The organism is Pseudomonas sp. MF6767 (assembly GCF_016405475.1).
GTDB classification, from domain to species: domain Bacteria; phylum Pseudomonadota; class Gammaproteobacteria; order Pseudomonadales; family Pseudomonadaceae; genus Aquipseudomonas; species Aquipseudomonas paracarnis.
The window spans coordinates 64,010-83,092 of record NZ_JAEKCY010000024.1; the positions used below are offsets into that span (position 1 = coordinate 64,010).

21 protein-coding genes are annotated in these 19,083 nt (G+C 60.0%); 11 read left to right on the forward strand and 10 right to left on the reverse strand.

Translation table 11 applies throughout. The annotated features are described in order from the left end of the window. The first annotated feature begins 52 nt into the window (after window positions 1-52). Window positions 53-1,120, forward strand: a complete 1,068-nt coding sequence (locus tag JFT58_RS26265; protein WP_019818663.1) for an AI-2E family transporter — start codon at window positions 53-55, stop codon at window positions 1,118-1,120. 3 nt (window positions 1,121-1,123) lie between these two features. Here the strand turns inward: JFT58_RS26265 and JFT58_RS26270 are convergent, their stop codons facing one another. The 3 genes from JFT58_RS26270 to JFT58_RS26280 form a co-directional block, all read right to left on the reverse strand. Continuing rightward, window positions 1,124-1,306 (reverse strand): hypothetical protein, encoded by a 183-nt coding sequence (locus JFT58_RS26270; protein ID WP_034125803.1) that lies wholly within the window; start codon window positions 1,304-1,306, stop codon window positions 1,124-1,126. A gap of 91 nt (window positions 1,307-1,397) precedes the next feature. Beyond that, window positions 1,398-1,592, reverse strand: coding sequence for a hypothetical protein (locus JFT58_RS26275; protein WP_003190284.1), 195 nt, complete (start codon window positions 1,590-1,592; stop codon window positions 1,398-1,400). A 233-nt stretch (window positions 1,593-1,825) separates the two neighbouring features. Beyond that, on the reverse strand, window positions 1,826-2,191 hold the full coding sequence (locus JFT58_RS26280; protein ID WP_003190286.1) for a hypothetical protein: 366 nt from the start codon (window positions 2,189-2,191) through the stop codon (window positions 1,826-1,828). Between the two features lie 165 nt (window positions 2,192-2,356). Between JFT58_RS26280 and JFT58_RS26285 the strand changes: the two genes are divergently transcribed. Beyond that, a complete protein-coding gene (locus JFT58_RS26285; RefSeq protein WP_034125801.1) occupies window positions 2,357-3,175 on the forward strand; it encodes a shikimate 5-dehydrogenase in 819 nt (272 codons plus the stop codon). Between the two features lie 587 nt (window positions 3,176-3,762). Here the strand turns inward: JFT58_RS26285 and JFT58_RS26290 are convergent. Beyond that, window positions 3,763-4,413 (reverse strand): YceH family protein, encoded by a 651-nt coding sequence (locus tag JFT58_RS26290; protein ID WP_054898808.1) that lies wholly within the window; start codon window positions 4,411-4,413, stop codon window positions 3,763-3,765. A 116-nt stretch (window positions 4,414-4,529) separates the two neighbouring features. Here JFT58_RS26290 and JFT58_RS26295 point away from each other — a divergent pair, with 116 nt between their 5' ends. Beyond that, window positions 4,530-5,039: a DUF1993 domain-containing protein gene (locus tag JFT58_RS26295; RefSeq protein ID WP_003190292.1), complete on the forward strand. Its 510-nt coding sequence runs from the start codon at window positions 4,530-4,532 to the stop codon at window positions 5,037-5,039. A 68-nt stretch (window positions 5,040-5,107) separates the two neighbouring features. Here the strand turns inward: JFT58_RS26295 and sstT are convergent, their stop codons facing one another. After that, complete coding sequence (gene sstT, locus JFT58_RS26300; RefSeq protein ID WP_034125799.1) at window positions 5,108-6,328, reverse strand: serine/threonine transporter SstT; 1,221 nt, start codon at window positions 6,326-6,328, stop codon at window positions 5,108-5,110. 241 nt (window positions 6,329-6,569) lie between these two features. Between sstT and JFT58_RS26305 the strand changes: the two genes are divergently transcribed. Then, a complete protein-coding gene (locus JFT58_RS26305) occupies window positions 6,570-7,724 on the forward strand; it encodes an MFS transporter (RefSeq protein ID WP_198834781.1) in 1,155 nt (384 codons plus the stop codon). A gap of 4 nt (window positions 7,725-7,728) precedes the next feature. Here the strand turns inward: JFT58_RS26305 and nhaR are convergent, their stop codons facing one another. Next, window positions 7,729-8,631: a transcriptional activator NhaR gene (gene nhaR, locus JFT58_RS26310; RefSeq protein ID WP_054898809.1), complete on the reverse strand. Its 903-nt coding sequence runs from the start codon at window positions 8,629-8,631 to the stop codon at window positions 7,729-7,731. Between the two features lie 134 nt (window positions 8,632-8,765). Here nhaR and JFT58_RS26315 point away from each other — a divergent pair, with 134 nt between their 5' ends. The 4 genes from JFT58_RS26315 to mnmH all read left to right on the forward strand — a co-directional run bounded on the left by JFT58_RS26315 (window position 8,766) and on the right by mnmH (window position 12,029). Further along, window positions 8,766-9,017 carry a hypothetical protein gene (locus tag JFT58_RS26315; RefSeq protein WP_054898810.1) on the forward strand — a complete coding sequence of 84 codons (252 nt, stop codon included), beginning with the start codon at window positions 8,766-8,768 and terminating at the stop codon, window positions 9,015-9,017. Window positions 9,018-9,048: 31 nt separating this feature from the next. Then, window positions 9,049-9,798: a TerC family protein gene (locus JFT58_RS26320; RefSeq protein ID WP_054898811.1), complete on the forward strand. Its 750-nt coding sequence runs from the start codon at window positions 9,049-9,051 to the stop codon at window positions 9,796-9,798. Between the two features lie 93 nt (window positions 9,799-9,891). Continuing rightward, the gene (selD, locus tag JFT58_RS26325) at window positions 9,892-10,926 is read left to right on the forward strand and encodes a selenide, water dikinase SelD (RefSeq protein ID WP_020302053.1); all 1,035 of its coding nucleotides are present in this window, start codon (window positions 9,892-9,894) and stop codon (window positions 10,924-10,926) included. After that, a complete protein-coding gene (gene mnmH, locus JFT58_RS26330) occupies window positions 10,926-12,029 on the forward strand; it encodes a tRNA 2-selenouridine(34) synthase MnmH (protein ID WP_054898812.1) in 1,104 nt (367 codons plus the stop codon). Before selD ends, mnmH begins: the two co-directional genes overlap by 1 nt. Before the next feature lie 418 nt (window positions 12,030-12,447). Here the strand turns inward: mnmH and JFT58_RS26335 are convergent, their stop codons facing one another. Then, entirely contained in the window at window positions 12,448-13,503 is a 1,056-nt protein-coding gene (locus tag JFT58_RS26335; protein WP_032903692.1) for a permease, read from the reverse strand. Window positions 13,504-13,561: 58 nt separating this feature from the next. After that, window positions 13,562-14,263, reverse strand: a complete 702-nt coding sequence (locus JFT58_RS26340; protein WP_019817513.1) for a hypothetical protein — start codon at window positions 14,261-14,263, stop codon at window positions 13,562-13,564. Window positions 14,264-14,514: 251 nt separating this feature from the next. On the opposite strand from JFT58_RS26340, the gene JFT58_RS26345 reads away from it, so the two are divergent. The 3 genes from JFT58_RS26345 (at window position 14,515) to hemB (ending at window position 17,150) form a co-directional block, all read left to right on the forward strand. Then, the gene (locus JFT58_RS26345; RefSeq protein WP_034135269.1) at window positions 14,515-15,213 is read left to right on the forward strand and encodes a glutathione S-transferase N-terminal domain-containing protein; all 699 of its coding nucleotides are present in this window, start codon (window positions 14,515-14,517) and stop codon (window positions 15,211-15,213) included. 3 nt (window positions 15,214-15,216) lie between these two features. Beyond that, window positions 15,217-16,059, forward strand: a complete 843-nt coding sequence (locus JFT58_RS26350) for a PhzF family phenazine biosynthesis protein (protein ID WP_054898813.1) — start codon at window positions 15,217-15,219, stop codon at window positions 16,057-16,059. Window positions 16,060-16,175: 116 nt separating this feature from the next. Beyond that, complete coding sequence (gene hemB, locus JFT58_RS26355) at window positions 16,176-17,150, forward strand: porphobilinogen synthase (protein WP_016977356.1); 975 nt, start codon at window positions 16,176-16,178, stop codon at window positions 17,148-17,150. A gap of 51 nt (window positions 17,151-17,201) precedes the next feature. Here the strand turns inward: hemB and JFT58_RS26360 are convergent, their stop codons facing one another. Then, window positions 17,202-17,588: a hypothetical protein gene (locus JFT58_RS26360; protein ID WP_054898814.1), complete on the reverse strand. Its 387-nt coding sequence runs from the start codon at window positions 17,586-17,588 to the stop codon at window positions 17,202-17,204. Beyond that, the coding region (locus JFT58_RS26365) for an RHS repeat-associated core domain-containing protein (protein WP_178111267.1) at window positions 17,585-19,083 on the reverse strand (1,499 nt) is incomplete at its 5' end. The genes JFT58_RS26365 and JFT58_RS26360, both read right to left, overlap by 4 nt.

The following is a 19,083-nucleotide window of genomic DNA, read 5'->3' on the forward strand; positions in this document are numbered from 1 at the left end:
GGACTAAGCAACAGGGCCGCCATCGGCCCTGTTTTTCTGACATGGACCGGACATGAATCAAACCAACCTGCAATTCAAAACCCTGTTGCTGCTACTGGCCTTGGTCACCGTGGCTTTTATCTGGATATTGCTGCCGTTCTACGGTGCGGTGTTCTGGGCGGTGATCCTGGGCATTATCTTTGCGCCGATGCAGCGCCGCCTGCAGCAACGTTTTAGCTGGAACCGCAACCTGACCTCCCTGACCACCTTGATGGTGTGCCTGGTGATCGCGATTCTGCCGGTGATCATCACCAGTGCTTTGCTGGTGCAAGAGGGGGCCACGCTCTACAAAAACATCGAGAGCGGCAAACTCGACGTAGCGGGTTATATCGAGCAATTCAAGAACGTTTTACCGCCGTATTTCCAGCAGTTGCTCGACCGTTTTGGCATGGGCAACCTCGAAGGGCTGCGGGAAAAGGTCGTCAAGGGCGCGATGCAGGGCAGTCAGTTCTTTGCCTCCCAGGCGTTCAGCTTCGGCCAGGGTACGTTTGATTTCCTGGTGAGCTTTTTCATCATGCTGTACCTGCTGTTTTTCCTGCTGCGCGATGGCCCGGAACTGGTACGCAAGGTGCGCACGGCAGTACCGTTGGCCGAGCCGCAAAAGCGTCGCCTGCAGCTCAAGTTCAACCGCGTGGTGCGCGCCACGGTCAAGGGCAACGTGCTGGTGGCTGTGACCCAAGGTGCGCTGGGAGGCTTGATCTTCTGGTTCCTGGACATCCCGAGTGCCTTGCTCTGGGCCGTGCTGATGGCGTTCCTGTCGCTGCTGCCTGCGGTGGGTGCCGGGTTGGTCTGGGGGCCGGTGGCGGTTTACTTCCTGTTGAGCGGTTCGATCTGGCAGGGCGTGGTGCTGGGGCTGTTCGGGGTGTTCGTGATTGGCCTGGTGGACAACGTGCTGCGCCCGATCCTGGTGGGCAAGGACACCAAGATGCCGGACTACCTGATCCTGATCTCGACCTTGGGCGGCCTGTCGGTGTTCGGCCTTAACGGCTTTGTGATCGGGCCGCTGGTGGCAGCGTTGTTCATGTCATGCTGGGCGTTGTTCGTCGAAACCAAGCCGCGGGTCAAGTTGCCATTGCCGTAGCTTTCAGGCCTCGAGCCTGAAGTCGGTTGCCATTCGGCGCTGTGTTTCGGCATCGGATAACGAAGTGAGCGGGCCGCTGATCGGCTCGCCATCGCGCACAACGTACCAGCAGGCGAGCAAGCCCAGTTTGCGCAGAGGGGCGGGGACGGCGCTGCCGATGACGGACATGATTTGAATAGTGGGCATAAGTACCTCCAAACGTTATGGAGGTCACCTTACGGTTTGCCGGTGCCTGGGAAAAATCACCTGGCTCGATAGTCGACATCAACGTCAGGCGTTAGTCCACCACCTGGTCGAGCATGTTCACCACTTCGTGCTCACTGAGCAGGCCCTTGCGCACCAGGTTTTCTGCCAGCAATGCGAGGAACTTGGCGCTGCGATGGCCTTCAAGGTGCTTGAGTTCAGTCAAGGCGCTGTAGACCTTGCTGGAGGTGCAAAGGCCGGCGGTGCGGTGCGGGTTTTGTGTGGGCATGGTCAATCGTCCTTAATTGTTATTGGTTGGACTGGGTCGATAGTGCGACTGTTTTGTGACGCAAACATGACAGCGCAGCCCGTCATCGATCAAGAGGATATTTGACGCTTATCATGTGGGATTGCTGCTCGTACGTTGTTCTCACAGCGACACTGGCAGGATTAATCCAGACTTCCCAGGCAAAAAAAGGCCCCGCGTGTGGGCGAGGCCTGTGGCTGTCAACGGATTAAAACTTACCAACCATGGCGGTAGTAGCCGTGGGGCGGGCCGTAATAGCCGCGAGGCGGCCCATAATAACCGCGCGGTGGGCCGTAGTAGACGGGCGCCGGGCGATAGTAAACCTGCTGTTGCACATACACCGGTGGCGGTGGCGCGTAGTAGACCGGCGGCGGCGCGGCATACACCGGCTGCGGCTGCACATACACCGGTTGTTGCACGTACACCTCACGCGGCTGGCTGGCAACCACAGAGCCGACTACCGCTGCGCCGACAAGCGCACCGAACACGGCCGGGCCACCCCAACCACCACCGTGGGCGGAGGCTTGGCCGGCCATCGCGAGTGCGCCGATAAGCAAGGCGATCCTGGGGAGTTTACGCATGATGGTCTTTCCTCGGTTAGCCCCTGCGCTTGTGGTCTGCAATCAATAGACTCAAGGATTGTCGCGGGGATACTTTTAAGACAACGTATTTCGAGAAAACAGCACGGCCAATGGGTAAAGGTTGTGTAAGGTCTGTACCGATTTGCTTACTTCAAGGAGTTATCCATGCAGATGCACCCCAACAAGGACACCCAACTGTGCATGTCGCTGTCGGCGCGCCCTGGGAACTTTGGCCTGCGTTTTCATAACCACCTGTATGAACAGCTGGGTCTGAATTTTTACTATAAAGCCTTCAGCAGCCAGGACTTACCCGGCGCGATCGGCGGTATCCGAGCCCTGGGTGTGCGGGGTTGCGGGGTGTCCATGCCGTTCAAGGAGGCCGCCATTGCCTTGATGGACGAACTCGACGATTCGGTTCAAGCCATCGACTCCCTGAACACCATCGTCAACACCAACGGCCACCTCAAGGCTTACAACACCGACTACATCGCCATCGAGCAATTGCTGAAAAAACACGCGGTGCCCAAGGACTCCAGCTTCGCCCTGCGCGGCAGCGGCGGTATGGCCAAGGCGGTCGCCAGCGCCTTGCGTGACGGAGGGTACGCCAATGGCGTGATCGTGGCGCGTAATGAGGTGGCGGGCCAGGCATTGGCCAGGAACCTGGGGTATCAGTGGCAGGCGGATCTGGGCAGCCTGCGGCCACAGATGCTGATCAACGTGACACCCATCGGCATGACCGGCGGGGTCGAGGCGGATGCGTTGGCGTTTGAGGCCGAGGCAATCGATCAGGCTGAGACGGTCTTCGATGTGGTGGCGATCCCGGCGGAAACGCCGTTGATCGTGCGTGGTCGTGCCCAGGGCAAGCGGGTGATTACCGGGCTGGAGGTGATCGCTATCCAGGCGTTGGAGCAGTTTGTGCTTTATACCGGCGTGCGGCCTACTCAGGAGCAGTTCGAGGCAGCGGTGGCCTTCGCCCGCAGCTGAAGCCTTACGCACAACCATTCGCTGATCTAACTGACGCGCACGCGATCCAACTGTGGGAGCTGGCTCGCCTGCGATGGCGGCCTGCCAGGCGACGGCTATCTACCTGACACCCCACGATCCAACTGTGGGAGCTGGCTCGCCTGCGAAGACGGCCTCACAGTCGACGCCGTAATACCGAGTACATATCCATTCCTGCGGTAACGGCTACTTAGGGTTCCGCCCTGACGGCGGCTCACTTTCGAAAAGCGCGAAAGTAAGCAAAGCGCTCTTGCCCCACCACTCGGCACCTCGCCTAGGCTCGGTGTGCCCGAACACAGGCTTGAATCCGTGGGCCGCCGCCACGCGCCATCCATGGCGCGGGGCGGCTAACCCGGCGTCCTGCCGGGTTACCCACGAATTAAAGCCTGCGTTCGGCCAGCGTGGTTTAACGGGGCGCCTAAGATCAAAAGCAGAGCAAGATCAAAAGCAGAGCAAGATCAAGAGCGGCTCGCTTCGCATCGTAGTTACCGTCGGCTGCTGCAACCTACAAAGTTGTGTCGATACCAATGGCTATCGCAGGCAAGCCAGCTCCCACATGTTTATCTGCGTTATGCCTGTTCCAGCTGCGCCAGCCGTTCTTCCAGTGCGGCAATCCGCGCTTCCAGCTCTTCAATCCGCTCCACCGAAACAGCCCCCGCGCTACGCTCTACCGGATTCCCCCGTGCGGTCATAATCGCTTCAATATCTGCCGGGTCCCCTAGTGCATGGGTATACCGGTCTTCCCGCTGCCCCGCCTGACGCGGCACCAGAAGCGCCAGCCCTCGTGCAATCAGGCGTTCGAGCTGATGCACAACCTGTTCGGCATCCTCAAAGTCATGCATGCGCCCGCTGCGGGTGAGCAACTCGTTGACGGTCTGCGGCCCCCGCAGGAACAGCAGCCCGGTCAGGATCACCTGGGCCGGCACCAGTTCCAGGGCCTTGTCCACACGGTGCTCCCAGCGGTCGGCGCGGCTGCCCATCACCAGGCGCGTGAAGCCTTGGCCTTCGAGCGCGCGCAGGCTCTGGCCGACCTGGCCTTGGCTGAGGTTCATCACCGGCTCGCGGCTGGTCTTCTGGTTGCAGGCCAGCACCAAGGCGTTGAGGGTGAGGGGGTAGGTTTCCGGGTTGGTCGCCTGTTTTTCGATCAGGCAGCCCAGGATGCGGATTTCCGTGCTGTTCAGGCGCGGCTCAGGGGTGTCGGTGTCGTGCTCGGCGGTCATCGCGCTTTCCCTATGCAGTGAAGCCCCTTAGCCTAAGCTTGAAAAAATAAAAGACAAGCGCCAGGCATGGCTATAATCGCGGCTGGTTCCAACCCCGCCATTACCGTGAGACTGTCATGACTATTTCCCTGTACGCCGCTTCCATCCCGGTCTTCAAGCAAATGCTCAACGCCCTCAGCGATGTGCTGAACAAAGCTGAAGCCCATGCCAGCGCCAAGAACATCGAGCCCAACGCCTTGCTGCAAGCGCGCCTGTTCCCGGACATGTTCCCGTTGGTGCGCCAGGTGCAGATCGCCGTGGACTTCGCCAAAGGTGTGTCGGCACGCCTGGCCGAGATCGAAGTACCGAAGTACGAAGACAGCGAAGTCACCTTTGCCGACCTGCAAGCGTTGATCGCCAAGGTCCTGGCCTTTGTCGACACCATCAAGCCCGAGCAGATCGACGGCAAGGAAGGCATCGAGATCGTCACGCGCCCAGGCACCCCGAAAGAGAAGCGCTTCAGCGGTCAGTCCTACCTGCTGACCTACGGCCTGCCGCAGTTCTTCTTCCACGTCACCACCGCTTATGCGCTGCTGCGTCATAACGGTGTGGAAGTGGGCAAGCGCGATTACATGGGCGCGTTCTAAACCCGCAAGCACAAAAAAGCCCGGTGCCGTTCTCTGCGAACGGCACCGGGCTTTTTTATGGGGCTGTGTTAAGCGGCCTGTTCTTCCTTGCCCAAACACGCCGCCGCGGTAAACAGCACATCGGTAGACGAGTTGAGTGCGGTTTCCGCCGAGTCCTGCAGCACGCCGATGATGAAACCGACGGCCACTACCTGCATGGCGATTTCACTGGGGATGCCAAACAGGCTGCACGCCAGGGGAATCAACAGCAGCGAACCACCCGCCACCCCCGATGCACCGCAGGCACACACCGCAGCGACCACGCTGAGCAGCACGGCGGTCGGCATGTCCACGGCGATGCCCAGGGTGTGCACGGCCGCCAGGGTCAGCACGGTGATAGTGATGGCGGCGCCGGCCATGTTGATGGTGGCACCGAGGGGGATCGACACCGAGTAGGTGTCTTCATGCAGGCCCAGGCGTTTGCTCAGTGCCAGGTTGACCGGAATGTTCGCCGCCGAGCTGCGGGTGAAAAACGCGGTGATGCCGCTTTCGCGCAGGCACATCAGCACCAGCGGGTAAGGGTTGCGACGCAGTTTCCAGAACACGATGGCCGGGTTGATCACCAGTGCCACGAACAACATGCAGCCGATCAGCACGACCAGCAGGTGGGCATAGCCGAGCAGGGCGTCGAAACCAGAGGTGGCGAGGGTGGAGGCCACAAGACCGAAGATACCCAGCGGGGCGAAGCGGATCACCACGCGTACGATCAGGGTGACGCCGTTGGACAAGTCGTCCAATACCGTACGGGTGGTCTCACCGGCATGGCGAATAGCGATGCCCATGCCGATGGCCCAGGCGAGGATGCCGATGAAGTTGGCGTTCATCAGTGCACTGACCGGGTTATCCACCACACTGAGCAGCAGGCTTTGCAACACTTCGCCAATGCCCCCAGGAGCGCTCACCGTGGCGTCATGGGTAGCCAATACCAGGAACGACGGAAACATCATGCTGGCAACCACCGCAACCACGGCGGCGGCAAAGGTGCCGAGCAGATACAGGAACAGGATCGGGCGGATATGGGTTTCCTGGCCATGCTTATGGTTGGCAATCGAGGCCATGACCAGCACAAACACCAGGATTGGCGCGACAGCCTTCAGCGCCGTGACAAACACCTTGCCGATAAAACCGGTGGCGCGCGCGGCCTCGGGGAACAGCAGGGCCAGCACGATCCCGGCAATCAGGCCGATGACAATTTGGGAGACCAGGCTGACGCGCATTAAACGTTGCAGCAGGGAAGGGGCAGCAGTCATAAAGAGTTGTCTCTAGTTTTTTTAGTAGGGCACAGCATTGCAGGCAGAAAGTACTGTAGGAAGTAGGCGCGAAGTCTAGCATGCTGTAGGGCACGTCTCGTTTGCTGCGGCATTCCGTCACCCGTTTCAGCCGGGCTTGGTCAAATCCGGACATGTTCTGTTAAGATTCCCCCCTCTCATCTTTCCTCTCCGTCAGCGGGCCCTTCGGGCTGTCGTTGATATCGTCGTTTCTGGAGTTTTCATGTTGTTTCCTATCCTGCTGCTGTCAGCCGCCGGTTTTACCGTGCTGACCACAGAATTCGTCATCGTCGGCCTGTTGCCGTCGATTGCTCGGGACCTGAACGTCAGCGTGTCCCAGGCGGGGCTGCTGGTGACGCCGTTCGCGTTCACCGTGGCCGCGTTCGGCCCGTTCCTCACGGCCTACTGCGCGCGCTTTTCGCGCAAGCGCCTGTTTATCAGCATCCTGATCATGTTTGCAGCGGCCAACACCGTGGCGGCTTTGGCGCCGAATATCTGGGTGATGGCCGTGGCCCGTTTGATTCCCGCCTTGGGCTTGCCAGTATTCTGGGCCCTCGCCAGCGAAACGGCGGTAGACATTGTCGGCCCTGAGTTCGCCGGGCGTGCGATTGAAAAAATCGGCTTTGGCATTGTTTGCGCCACCGTATTTGGTATTCCGGTGGGCACGCTGATTTCCGATATGTTCGGCTGGCGCACCGCGTTCGCCGTGCTCGCTGTGATTGCCCTGGCCAAGGCATTGCTGCTGTATCTCTATCTGCCGGTCACCCCGGCCAAGCACCAGCAGGGCAGTCTGCGTTCGCAATTCAGGATCCTGCGCAGCCCCGTGATGCAGGGGCATATCCTGCTGTCGATCCTGGTGTTCAGTGGCATGTTCACCGCCTATACCTACTTGGCAGATATCCTTGAGCGCCTGGCCGGGTTCGACGGTACGTTGGTGGGCTGGTGCCTGATGGGCTTTGGCGCGGTCGGGCTGATTGGCAACTCCCTTGGCGGACGCGCCGTGGATCGTCACCCATTGATCGCGTCCATGGTGTTCTGCGGGTTCATGATCGCGGGCATGGTGGCAGTGGTGCCGGCGATTCACTCGACCATCGGCCTGGCCGCGGCGATGGCGGTGTGGGGCGTGACCCAGGCGGCGATGTTCCTGGTCAGCCATGTGCGCTTGATGAAGGCCGCGCCCCATGCACCGGCGTTTGCCGCGTCGCTGAATATCGCCGGCGCCAACCTCGGCATTGGCCTGGGCGCGATGGTGGGCGGGCATGTCATCGACACTCTGGGCCTGGGCAGCCTGGGGTTTGCCGCTTCGGGGTTTATCCTGGTGTCGATCCTGCTCGCACTGTGGCTGATGACCGCCAAACCCACGGCGCTCAATGCCTGAGCGATCAGGGCAGGGCGGTAAACAACTCCCGCCGGGCACCCTCGGTAATCGCCACAATGCCGGGGTGCTTGACCTTACGCTCCACTGAGATCGCATAAAACGACTCGGTCACCGCATCGGTCTGGCCAATCAGCGCCACGCCGTATTGGCGCACCACCTCGTCGGCGATCACGCTGGGCGCGATAAAAATCCCACTGCCGGATTGCCCGAAGGCCTGCATCAAGGCGCTGTCGTCGAACTCGCCGATGATGCGGGGTTGAATCTGCTGTTCGGCGAACCAGCGCTGCAAACGGCTGCGTACCACGGTCTCTGCCCCCGGAATCAACAGCGGTGCGCCTTGCAAACACTGTGGGAAATCCCCCCCATGCTGGTCAGCCAACGCCTGGGTGGCGAAAAAACTGATGCCGCATTCTCCCAGTTTCTGGCTGTAGCCCTTGATGTCCAAGTGCGTGGGCATGGGGCTGTCGGAAATCACCAAGTCCAGGCGCTGGATCGCCAGGTCGGCCAGTAAACGTTCGAGTTTGTCTTCACGGCAGGTGATGCGGATCGGTTCGCTCAACTCCATGGTCGGCGCGATCAGCCGGTACACGATGGATTTGGGCACCACATCCGCCACCCCAACGCGGAACGGGATCTGCTGCTCGTCAGGCTGGGCGCGCAGCATCGCCTCCAGTTCATTGCCGGTCTGGAACATCTGCTCGGTGTAGGGCAGCGCCTGGCGCCCGGCTTCGGTCAGTTCAAGCTGGCGCCCGACCCGCTGAAACAGGGCAATACCGAAGGTCTGCTCCAACAGGCTGATCTGCCCGCTGATGGTCTGCGGCGTGAGGTTCAATTGCTCACAGGCGCGCACGATGCTACCGGTCTTGGCCACCACCCAGAAGTAATGCAGTTGTCGATAATTGAGCATCACGGCCTACACTTCGTAAAAATCGAAGTATACGCGAGAAAAATACGAATTTTCCTGAACTGTTCGCCTGCATAGAATGCCTCGCTATCGAGGGGCCACTACTTGGACCCAATGGTTCTAACGAGGAATACATCATGAAACTCAATTCCCTGGGCGCGGCGTCGTTGCTTGCGCTTTCATTGATAGTGGTCAGCGGCTGTGATCAAGTCGAGAAAAGCGCGCAACAGGTGCTGGGCAAAGCCACCGAGTCGGCCAAGCAGGCCATCGACGAGACCCACAAGGCCGCCGAGCAGGCATTGAGTGAAGCAACCCAGGGCTTGATCAGCCCTGAGAAGCAGGAAAAAGACGCCGAAAACGCTGCTGAATCCGACACCAAAGAAACCTAATTCCCCAGCACTACCACGTCAGGACTGACTTATGGATTACCTTCTACAACTGGCCGCCAGCCCCACCGCCTGGGTCGCACTGGCGACCTTGATCGTCATGGAAATCGTGCTGGGCATCGATAACCTGATCTTTATCTCGATCCTCACCAACAAACTGCCGGAGAAGCACCGGGCCAAGGCGCGGCGCATTGGTATCAGCATGGCGTTGATATTGCGCCTGGGCCTGTTGAGCACCATCGCATTCATCGTGCAATTGACGACACCGGTGTTCGAAGTTTTCGGCCAGGCGTTCTCGTGGAAGGACATGATCCTGATCGCCGGCGGCCTGTTCCTGGTGTGGAAGGCAACCACCGAGATCCATCACAGCATGGACCCGGAGCCTGAAGAGAAGGCAACCGTCAGTAATACCGTGACCATCGGCTTTGCCGCCGCCATCGGCCAGATCCTGATGCTCGACCTGGTGTTCTCCATCGATAGCATCATCACCGCCGTGGGCATGACCGAGCACTTGCCGATCATGATCATTGCCGTGGTGGTCTCGGTGATCGTGATGCTGTTGGCCGCTGAACCGTTGGCCAAGTTCATCAACGACAACCCGACCGTGGTGATGCTGGCCCTGGGCTTCTTGATCATGATCGGCATGACGCTGATCGCCGAAGGCTTCGGCGCCCACGTGCCAAAAGGCTACGTGTATGCGGCCATGGCATTCTCGGCGGCGATCGAATGCTTGAACATCGCCCGGCGTAACCGGCACGCACGTTTGCTCGCTGCGCGCCAGTAACCGCTGAACAAACAGGCCGGCTGTGCTCACAAGAGCCCAGCCGGCCTTTTGCTGTCTGCTAGAATCGGCCCACTTGATAGCTTGAGGTCCCCCATGAACGAGCCGATTCGCCTTACCCAGTACAGCCACGGTGCGGGTTGCGGTTGCAAGATTTCGCCCCAGGTCCTGGAAGTGATCCTTGCGGGCAGCGGTGCACAGAACCTCGACCCCAACCTGTGGGTGGGCAATGCCTCCCGCGACGATGCGGCGGTATACGCCATCGACGACGAGCGCGGCGTGGTGTCCACCACGGACTTTTTCATGCCGATTGTCGACGACCCGTTCGACTTCGGCCGCATCGCCGCCACCAATGCCATCAGCGATATCTACGCCATGGGCGGCGATCCCTTGATGGCCATCGCCATTCTCGGCTGGCCGGTCAATGTGCTCGCGCCGGAGATTGCCCGCGAAGTGATTCGCGGCGGTCGGGCGGTGTGCGACGCAGCTGGCATTCCGCTTGCGGGCGGGCATTCCATCGACGCGCCGGAGCCGATCTTCGGCCTGGCCGTGACCGGCATCGTGCAAAAGCGCCATATGAAGCGTAACGACACGGCTACCGCCGGTTGCCGCCTGTACCTGACCAAGCCCCTGGGCATCGGCATCCTCACCACCGCCGAGAAGAAGGGCAAGCTGCGCGAGGCGGATATCGGCCTGGCGCGTGACTGGATGTGCACACTCAACAAGCCGGGCAGCCGTTTCGGCAAGTTGGCCGGTGTGACGGCCATGACCGATGTCACTGGTTTCGGCCTGCTTGGCCACCTGGTGGAAATGGCCGATGGCAGTGGCCTGACGGCCCGTATCGACTATGCAAAGGTTCCGCGCCTGCCGGGGGTGGAGTATTACCTGGACCAGGGCTGCGTGCCGGGTGGCACCTTGCGCAACTTCGAGAGCTACGCCAGCAAGCTGGGGCGTGTGCAGGAGCTGCACAAGCGCGTGCTGTGCGACCCCCAGACCAGCGGTGGCCTGCTGATCGCCGTTACCCCAGAAGGTGATGCCGAGTTCCACGCCGTGGCTGCCGAGCTGGGCTTGGCCCTTGAGCCTATCGGTGAACTGCTGGAGCGACAGACCAACGCGGTTGAGGTGATTTGATGGCGACGGACATCACCGATTACCGCGACATTTTCCTCAACGACCGGCCGATGATGGATACCCGCGCGCCGGTCGAATTCACCAAGGGCGCGTTCCCCGGGGTGATCAACCTGCCGCTGATGACCGACGATGAGCGCCAGCGAGTCGGCACCTGTTACAAGCAGCAAGGCCAGCAAGCGGCGATCGTGCTGGGGCATGAACTGGTGTCGGGGGCAATCAAGGCCGAGCGCATCGAACAGTGGGCGCAGTTTGCCCAGGCTAACCCCAATGGCTATCTGTACTGCTTTCGGGGCGGCCTGCGTTCGCAGATCGTGCAGCAATGGTTGAAAACCGAAGCGGGCATCGAATACCCCCGCGTCGGCGGTGGCTACAAGGCCATGCGTACCTTCCTGCTGGAAACCCTGGAGCAGGCGACTGCCCAGTGTGATTTCGTACTGCTGGGCGGCATGACCGGCACCGGCAAGACCGAAGTGCTCGGCCAACTGCGCAATGCCCTGGATTTGGAAGGGCACGCCAACCATCGCGGTTCCAGTTTCGGCAAGCGCGCCACGGCGCAACCCACCAATATCGACTTCGAAAATCGCCTGGCGGTGGATTTGCTGAAGAAGCGCGCAGGTGGTATCGAGCAGTTTGTGGTCGAGGACGAGAGCCGCATGATCGGCAGCTGTGCGCTGCCGCTGCCATTGCACAAGGGCATGCAGACGTTTCCTATGGTGTGGCTGGAAGACAGCGTCGAGGGCCGTGTCGAGCGCATCCTGAAGGATTACGTGGTGGACCTGTGCGCCGAGTTCATTGAGGTGTTTGGGGAAACCGGCCAGCGATTATTTGCCGAGCGCCTGACTCAGAGCCTGGCCAATATTCACAAGCGCCTGGGCGGCGAGCGTTTCCAACGGTTGCAGGCGGTGTTGCAGGAGGCCCTGGCCGAACAGGCACGCAGCGGCGCAGTGGAGCTGCATCAGGTATGGATTGAAGGCTTGCTGCGTGAGTACTACGACCCGATGTATGCGTTCCAGCGCGAGAGCAAGGGCGCGCGTATCGAGTTTGCCGGGGAGCAGGGTGCGGTGGTGGAGTATTTGCGCGAGCGAGCAGCTCGGGTGGGGTGACCTTTCGGACGCCATCGCAGGCAAGCCAGCTCCCACCTTTGTATGTATTCACACTTAAAAAGGTGGGGGCTGGCTTGCCTGTGATGAGCATAGGTATCTACACAACTTCGGCGCGACGCTGGACCTGTGGCGAGGGAGCTTGCTCCCGTGATGGCCTGGCAGCCGACGTTGATCGAGCTGACGCACCGCGATCCAACTGTGGGAGCTGGCTTGCCTGCGAAGACGGCCTGACAGTCAACACAGTTGGACCCTGTACATATCCATTCCTGCGGTAACGGCCACCTAGGGTTCCGCCCTGACGGCGGCTCACTTTGCAAAAGCCGGGATGCCGGCCCAGGCCAAAGTAAGCAAAACGCTCTTGCCCCACCACTCGGCACCTCGCCTATGCTGCGATGAGGCCATCAGCCCCACTTGAAATCTAAAGAATTACCGCTCCAATCAACCCACACACCACCCCCACCAGCATGGTCAAGCCGGCTACCGTCACCAGCACCCGCGCATCGAAATCCTTGCGCAGCATCAGCAGTGACGGCAGGCTCACGCTCGGCAGGGTCATCAGCAAGGCAACGGCCGGGCCGGTGCCCATGCCCAGGGCCATCATGGTTTGTACGATGGGAATCTCTGCCGCTGTCGGAATCACAAACAGCGTGCCCACAATCGCCAGCGGCACCAGCCACACCAGGCTGTCGGCCATCGCCCCGTCCACATGAGGGAACAGCCAAACCCGTGCCGCGCCGAGGATCAGCACCGCCAGGATATAAACCGGGATAGTGCTCCAGAACAGCTGCCACAGCGTGCGTAACCAGCGGCTCAGGAACGGTTGCGACTCCACTGTGCTGACGTCGGCAACGGCTTCAAGTGCTGCTTCCGGCACCTGGTCCGGGCGCGCAATGCGCTGTGCCACCAGGGACACGCCCACCACCAGCACAATCCCCGCCACCAGCCGCAGCGCGGTGAAACCCCAGCCCAGCACAAAGCCCATGAACACCAATGTCGCCGGGTTCAATACCGGGTTGGCAATCCAGAACGCCAGCGCCGCGCCGACCGACACCTGCTGGCGGCGCATGCCCGCCGCCACCGGGGCCGCGCAGCAACTGCACATCATCCCCGGCAGGGCGAACAGCCCACCGCGCAGGGTCGAGCCCAGCCCGGCGCGGCCAAACAGGCGCAGCAGCCAGTCGCGGGGGATCAATACCTGCAGCAATGAACCGAGGATCACTGCCAGTACGGCGGCTTTCCAGATGGCCAGGAAATACACCTGGGCATAGGCCAGCGCCGCCGCCAGAGGCGAGCTTTGCTGGTCATTGAGAATCGAGGCGCCAATGCTGTGGTTGTCGGCCGCTACAAACGCCTTTAGGTAGTAGGGCGACCACTTCACATAGTAGAGGCCGATGCAGGCCACCAGGAGAAACAGCGCAGGTTTGCACCAGAATGCCCAGCCGCGGTTGGGCTGGGTGGAAGCGAGGTTGGACATGGAGATGATCCGCAGGTGAGTCGATAGCCCGGCATCATACGCCCCTGCGGCCCAAGCTTCAGATATCTGCGCTGACCTGGGTCGGGTCCGGGCAGTTTTCCCCGCCGTTATTCAGCCCTTGCTTGTAGTTGCGGCTGAGCAGCGAAGCCTTGCCGTTGTGCCAGGTCAATGTCAGCACGTACAGGGAGTCGTAGTCATTTCCAGACCAATCATCGGTAATGGTGTGTTTTTCGCCGGCGGCTTCGCTGGCGACTTTGTTGATCAGTTCCGGCAAGTAACCATGGGACCAGGCCGTGTAGATGGTCGCGTTGCGGTACTTGTCCTCGACCAGTTCTTCGGCCAGGGCACTGGTGTCATTCGCTGAGAACTCGATGTTCACCGGCAGGCCGAGCTTGATCGCGCTGGGGCTGATGGTGATCAGTGGGCGAATGTAGCTGTAGGAGTTATCCAGTTCGCCTTCCTCGACGTTACGCGTCGGGTTGGCAGCGAACACATAGTTGGCTTTGCCGAACTTTTCCGGCAACAGAGTCGCCAGGTTCATGGCGCGGTTCAGGCCCTGGCAATTGAGTTGGCCCAGGCCTCCGGCCGGTTTTTCGCCGTGGCGCAGGAATACCAGGGTTTGTACGCCATCGACCGGTTGCGCACGGCTTTCACGGGCGTCCAGGGCGGTGACGATGGCAGCGCTGACCAGCAGCAGCGGCAATACCATGTAGGAATAACGTTTGAGTCGTGGCACAAGGCGCAGAGGCTTGATCTTCATGATAGGTTCGAGTCTTCGTGCGTCGGGTTAAGGCGGACAAGCCCGGCCCCAGTGACGCATCAGCGTCCTGCGGTGTTCCCTGTCGATATAGCAAGCAGCCTCCATTCATTGTTCGGGCGCTCTTAAGAGTGCATTCGGGCGCTTTGGTTCGCCCACGCGGGATACTAGCTGGCAAATGTTGCGCAACGATGACCCATGCACGATGGCAGGCAGATGACTATCATGGGGACTTTCCGACCAGGGGGTTCTCGATGAACGCACTCGCCGCTTTCCCGATCAACAGCAAATGGCCCGCCCAGCACCCGGAACGCTTGCAGTTGTATTCGTTGCCTACGCCCAATGGCGTCAAGGTGTCGATCATGCTCGAAGAACTGGGCCTGCCTTATGAGGCGCACAAGGTCAGCTTCGACACCCAGGACCAGTTGTCTCCCGAGTTCCTGTCCCTGAACCCCAACAACAAGATCCCTGCGATCATCGACCCCAACGGCCCGAGCGGGCAGCCGTTGGCGTTGTTCGAATCCGGCGCGATCCTCATTTACCTGGCGGAAAAGACTAGCCAGTTGCTCTCCGAAGACCCGGCCACACGCTATGAAACCCTGCAATGGTTGATGTTCCAGATGGGCGGCATTGGCCCGATGTTTGGTCAACTGGGGTTCTTCAACAAATTCGCCGGCAAGGCGTATGAGGACAAGCGCCCGCGTGATCGCTACGCCGCCGAATCGCGGCGCTTGCTGGGCGTGCTGGAAAAGCGCCTGCTGGGCCGCACCTGGATCATGGGCGACGAGTACAGCATCGCCGACATTGCCATCTTTCCGTGGGTTCGCAACCTGATCGGGTTCTACGAGTCCGGTGACCTGGTAGGCATCACCGATTTCCCTAACGTACTGCGCGCGTTGGACGGCTTTGTCGCACGTCCTGCGGTGATCCGTGGCCTGAACATTCCGAGCTGATGCATGCCGACTTTCGATTTTCAACAACTGGACGTATTCAGCAGCGTACCGCTCAAAGGCAACCCCTTGGCCGTGGTGCTGGGGGCCGATAGCTTCACCGACCAGCAGATGGCGGACTTTGCCAATTGGACCAACCTCAGCGAAACCACGTTTTTACTGACGCCGCGCGACCCACGTGCTGACTATCGGGTAAGAATCTTCACCACCCTCAAAGAGCTGCCGTTCGCCGGGCATCCAACCTTGGGCAGTTGCCACGCCTGGTTGCAGGCTGGCGGCGTGCCACGTGGGGAGGAGATTATCCAGGAGTGCGAAATCGGCTTGGTGCGTATTCGTCGCCAGGGTGACCAACTGGCGTTTATCGCGCCGCCATTGTTGCGTGCAGGGCCCGTGGAGGCGCCGTTGTTGGAGCGCGTGCGCCTGGCTTTGAAGCTGGCGCCCGAGGCGATTGTGCGCAGCCAGTGGGTCGACAATGGTGCGGGTTGGCTGGCGGTGATGCTGGCTGATCGTGACGCGGTGCTTGCGTTGCAACCGGACTATGCGCAACTGCTGGGTCTGGCCGTAGGGGTGATCGCTCCCTGTGATCCGACGCGTGATGCGGTGGACGCGCAATTTGAAGTGCGCGCTTTTGTCGCTGGCGATGGCGCCGCCGAAGACCCGGCCACCGGCAGCTTGAATGCCGGCGTGGCCCAGTGGCTGCTCGCCGAGGGCCTGGCGCCCAGCCGTTACGTGGTCAGCCAAGGCACGGCGATCGGGCGAGCGGGGCGTATTCATATCGAGCGCCAGGGCGATGAAATCTGGGTGGGCGGTGCCGTAGCGTTGTGCATCGAAGGGCGTCTACAGCTGTAAATCAATGAATTGTTACGCACCCGGCAATACACTATTGGCCCCTCGGCATTTGTGTTGCCGGGACTTGGGGGCATAAGCTTTCGCCCCAAAGTGTTCAGCCATTTTTCAGGATTGCCATGACCAGCCAGTTCCCCCAAGCCCGCCCACGTCGCCTGCGCCGCTCCCCGGAGCTGCGTGGCCTGTTCCAGGAAAGTGAGTTCACCCTCAACGACCTGGTACTGCCGATTTTTGTCGAAGAAGAAATCGACGACTTCGTGCCCATCACCAGCATGCCGGGTGTGTTGCGCATTCCTGAGAAAAAACTCGCCGGTGAGATCGAGCGTTACGCCCGCGCCGGCATCAAGTCGGTGATGACCTTCGGCGTCTCCCACCACCTCGACGCCAGCGGCAGCGACACATGGAAAGAACGCGGCCTGGTTTCGCGCATGTCCTCGATCATCAAGGACGCCGTGCCGGAAATGATCGTGATGTCCGACACCTGCTTCTGCGAATACACAGACCACGGCCACTGCGGTGTGATGCACGGTGCCCATGTCGACAACGACGCGACCCTGGTCAACCTCGGCAAACAAGCCGTGGCCGCCGCCCGCGCCGGCGCCGACGTGATCGCTCCTTCAGCCGCGATGGACGGCCAGGTCCAGGCCATCCGCCGTGCCCTGGATGACGCCGGCTTCACCCACATCCCGATCATGGCCTACTCCACCAAATTCGCCTCGGCCCTCTACGGCCCCTTCCGAGAAGCCGGCGGCAGCGCGCTCAAGGGCGACCGCAAAAGCTACCAGATGAACCCGATGAACCGCCGCGAAGCCGTGCGCGAATCGCTGCTGGACGAACAGGAAGGCGCCGACGCGCTGATGGTCAAGCCTGCCGGTGCCTACCTCGACATCATCCGCGACATCCGCGAAGCCTCGCGCCTGCCGGTGGCGGCGTACCAGGTGAGCGGTGAGTACGCGATGATCAAGTTCGGCGCACAGGCCGGGGCGATTGATGAGGATCGAGTGGTGCGCGAGACGTTGGGGTCGATCAAGCGGGCGGGGGCGGATTTGATATTTACGTATTTTGCGATGGATTTGGCGTTGGCGGGGATTTAAAGGCGGCGTTTAGCCCTGTGGCAAAGGAGGTTAGTTGCCACGGGGCATCCGCTAGATCTGCACCGATTCAGCCCATCGCTGGCAGAAATCATGCTGCTGTTGTATATCATTGGTGAGATCGTTTTCCTCGTGAGCGAATATATGTACAACCTCCCCATCTGGCCGCCCCAGTGTTAGCTCGTAAGCAATAAGACCATTTGACATATGTGAGGACATACCTGATGTATGAACGTTAATTTTTCCGCCTTTGCAAAGAAAAACGGTGTCTTTCATATCCGCTCTCAATACACCGAAGCAGTCGTATAAATCCATTGCTGTATAGGTTTTTTTTGTCCCATTGCTTAGCAAAAGATAAAGGGTGGGCTTGCCTCCTTCGTATTCGATCACTGCGCTGTCACGTATACCGTTTTTAATGATGGTGATTTCACGCGATTTCATGGGTATTTCCTATTAGGGTTCAATATTGTGTATCCCTTGAAGGTACCGTCTTCGTTGACTGGCGATGCACCTAAAATATCCTTGGTATCAATTCGTCCAGGAATTGCGATTTCTAACTCGTTTCTATGTTTGGAACGTGCGCCCAACGCTTTATTTACGTTTATTCCAGGGATTTTTTTTAGGGTGTAAAGAAAGCCTTCCTCGAAGCCAAAATTTGAAGCGAATACCAAGGCTTGTTTCCTTGAGGTCGAAGTAGGGACGAAATTGCTGGGAGGGCTGGCATTATTCAACGTGTGCAGGAATAGGTCTGTGCTGGCGCCTCTACTTTCAAAACCTCTTTCAAAAATTTCATCTGGCTCTCTTAAATCCCCGCGAAATAGATATTCTCTTTTTTTATCTGAGCTGGGGAGCGAGGGAGCCCCCTCATCTACCTTTGCCTGGCCGTGGGAGGTTTCAGTACGTTGATGTGGCGTACATCCATCTGCACCTGGACACGTACTTAAGCCTAGCTGATCCACCCACCCCGTGGGATTGGGCACATACCGGTACCCATTGATCCCACCCGCCAACCTCACCGGGTCCGGTGTCAGGTAACGACCAATATCCGGATTGTAGTAGCGATGGCGGTTGTAGTGCAGGCCGCTTTCCGCATCGAAATACTGCCCTTGAAAGCGCAGCGGGTTGTCAATGTTGCCTACGTCGAGCCGGGCGATCTGGCCGTAGGCGCGGTAGTGGGCGGACCAGACGATTTCGCCCTCGGGGTTGGTCAGTTCCTGCGGGGTGCCGAGGTGGTCGAGTTGGTAGTGGTAGGGCTTGGTTTCTTTTGCGCCGAAACCTTCCAATAGTGCCAATGGGCGGAAGCTGTCGGGTTCGTAGAGGTAGCTGCGATGGCGCTCTGCATGGTGTTCGGCAATCAGCTTGTCGCCTTGCCAGAAAAACTCGGTGGTCTTGCCGTCTACGGTCTTGCTGATGCGCCGCCCAAATGGGTCATAGCGATAACTGGCGGTTTCGCCGTTGGGCTTTGTGATGCTGATTAACCGATGCTGGCAGTCGTAGCGGTACTCAGTAACGAGTTGCTGGCTTTTGCCGCGCCGTTCGCGGATGAGGTTGCCGAAGGCGTCGTAGTCGTAATGACGGTCGCCCTGAATCATCAGACGATTCGCCGCGACGATGTCCGGGCCGGGGCGGTCTTGCATCAGCAGGTTGCCGGCGGGGTTGTGGGCGAAGCGTTCCTGTACGTCCTGGGAGTGGTCGGCGCGGGTCAGGCGGTTTAGCGGGTCGTAGCGGTAAAGGTGTTCGCCTTTGCGAGTGTCGAGCAGGCGGGTGAGGTTGCCGCTTTTGTCGTAGTCGTATTGGCGTTGGTAGAGGTAGTTTTGCTGCTGCGTAACGGCGTGGGCGTGCAGACGATTCTGGTCGTCGTAGTGGTAGTGGCTGAGCAGTTGGCCTTGCTGGCGCTGATGCTCGCGGCCGCTCTTGAACAGATGTGAGGTGAGCA

Coding starts and splice junctions, on each gene's coding strand:
- JFT58_RS26290 (WP_054898808.1), bottom strand. CDS start 4,413: ATGACCGCCGAGCACGACACCGACACCCCTGAGCCGCGCCTGAACAGC.
- JFT58_RS26305 (WP_198834781.1), top strand. CDS start 6,570: ATGTTGTTTCCTATCCTGCTGCTGTCAGCCGCCGGTTTTACCGTGCTG.
- hemB (WP_016977356.1), top strand. CDS start 16,176: ATGACCAGCCAGTTCCCCCAAGCCCGCCCACGTCGCCTGCGCCGCTCC.
- JFT58_RS26320 (WP_054898811.1), top strand. CDS start 9,049: ATGGATTACCTTCTACAACTGGCCGCCAGCCCCACCGCCTGGGTCGCA.
- JFT58_RS26340 (WP_019817513.1), bottom strand. CDS start 14,263: ATGAAGATCAAGCCTCTGCGCCTTGTGCCACGACTCAAACGTTATTCC.
- JFT58_RS26295 (WP_003190292.1), top strand. CDS start 4,530: ATGACTATTTCCCTGTACGCCGCTTCCATCCCGGTCTTCAAGCAAATG.
- selD (WP_020302053.1), top strand. CDS start 9,892: ATGAACGAGCCGATTCGCCTTACCCAGTACAGCCACGGTGCGGGTTGC.
- JFT58_RS26265 (WP_019818663.1), top strand. CDS start 53: ATGAATCAAACCAACCTGCAATTCAAAACCCTGTTGCTGCTACTGGCC.
- mnmH (WP_054898812.1), top strand. CDS start 10,926: ATGGCGACGGACATCACCGATTACCGCGACATTTTCCTCAACGACCGG.
- JFT58_RS26285 (WP_034125801.1), top strand. CDS start 2,357: ATGCAGATGCACCCCAACAAGGACACCCAACTGTGCATGTCGCTGTCG.
- JFT58_RS26280 (WP_003190286.1), bottom strand. CDS start 2,191: ATGCGTAAACTCCCCAGGATCGCCTTGCTTATCGGCGCACTCGCGATG.
- sstT (WP_034125799.1), bottom strand. CDS start 6,328: ATGACTGCTGCCCCTTCCCTGCTGCAACGTTTAATGCGCGTCAGCCTG.
- JFT58_RS26335 (WP_032903692.1), bottom strand. CDS start 13,503: ATGTCCAACCTCGCTTCCACCCAGCCCAACCGCGGCTGGGCATTCTGG.
- JFT58_RS26350 (WP_054898813.1), top strand. CDS start 15,217: ATGCCGACTTTCGATTTTCAACAACTGGACGTATTCAGCAGCGTACCG.
- JFT58_RS26270 (WP_034125803.1), bottom strand. CDS start 1,306: ATGCCCACTATTCAAATCATGTCCGTCATCGGCAGCGCCGTCCCCGCC.
- JFT58_RS26275 (WP_003190284.1), bottom strand. CDS start 1,592: ATGCCCACACAAAACCCGCACCGCACCGCCGGCCTTTGCACCTCCAGC.
- JFT58_RS26315 (WP_054898810.1), top strand. CDS start 8,766: ATGAAACTCAATTCCCTGGGCGCGGCGTCGTTGCTTGCGCTTTCATTG.
- JFT58_RS26360 (WP_054898814.1), bottom strand. CDS start 17,588: ATGAAATCGCGTGAAATCACCATCATTAAAAACGGTATACGTGACAGC.
- JFT58_RS26345 (WP_034135269.1), top strand. CDS start 14,515: ATGAACGCACTCGCCGCTTTCCCGATCAACAGCAAATGGCCCGCCCAG.
- nhaR (WP_054898809.1), bottom strand. CDS start 8,631: ATGCTCAATTATCGACAACTGCATTACTTCTGGGTGGTGGCCAAGACC.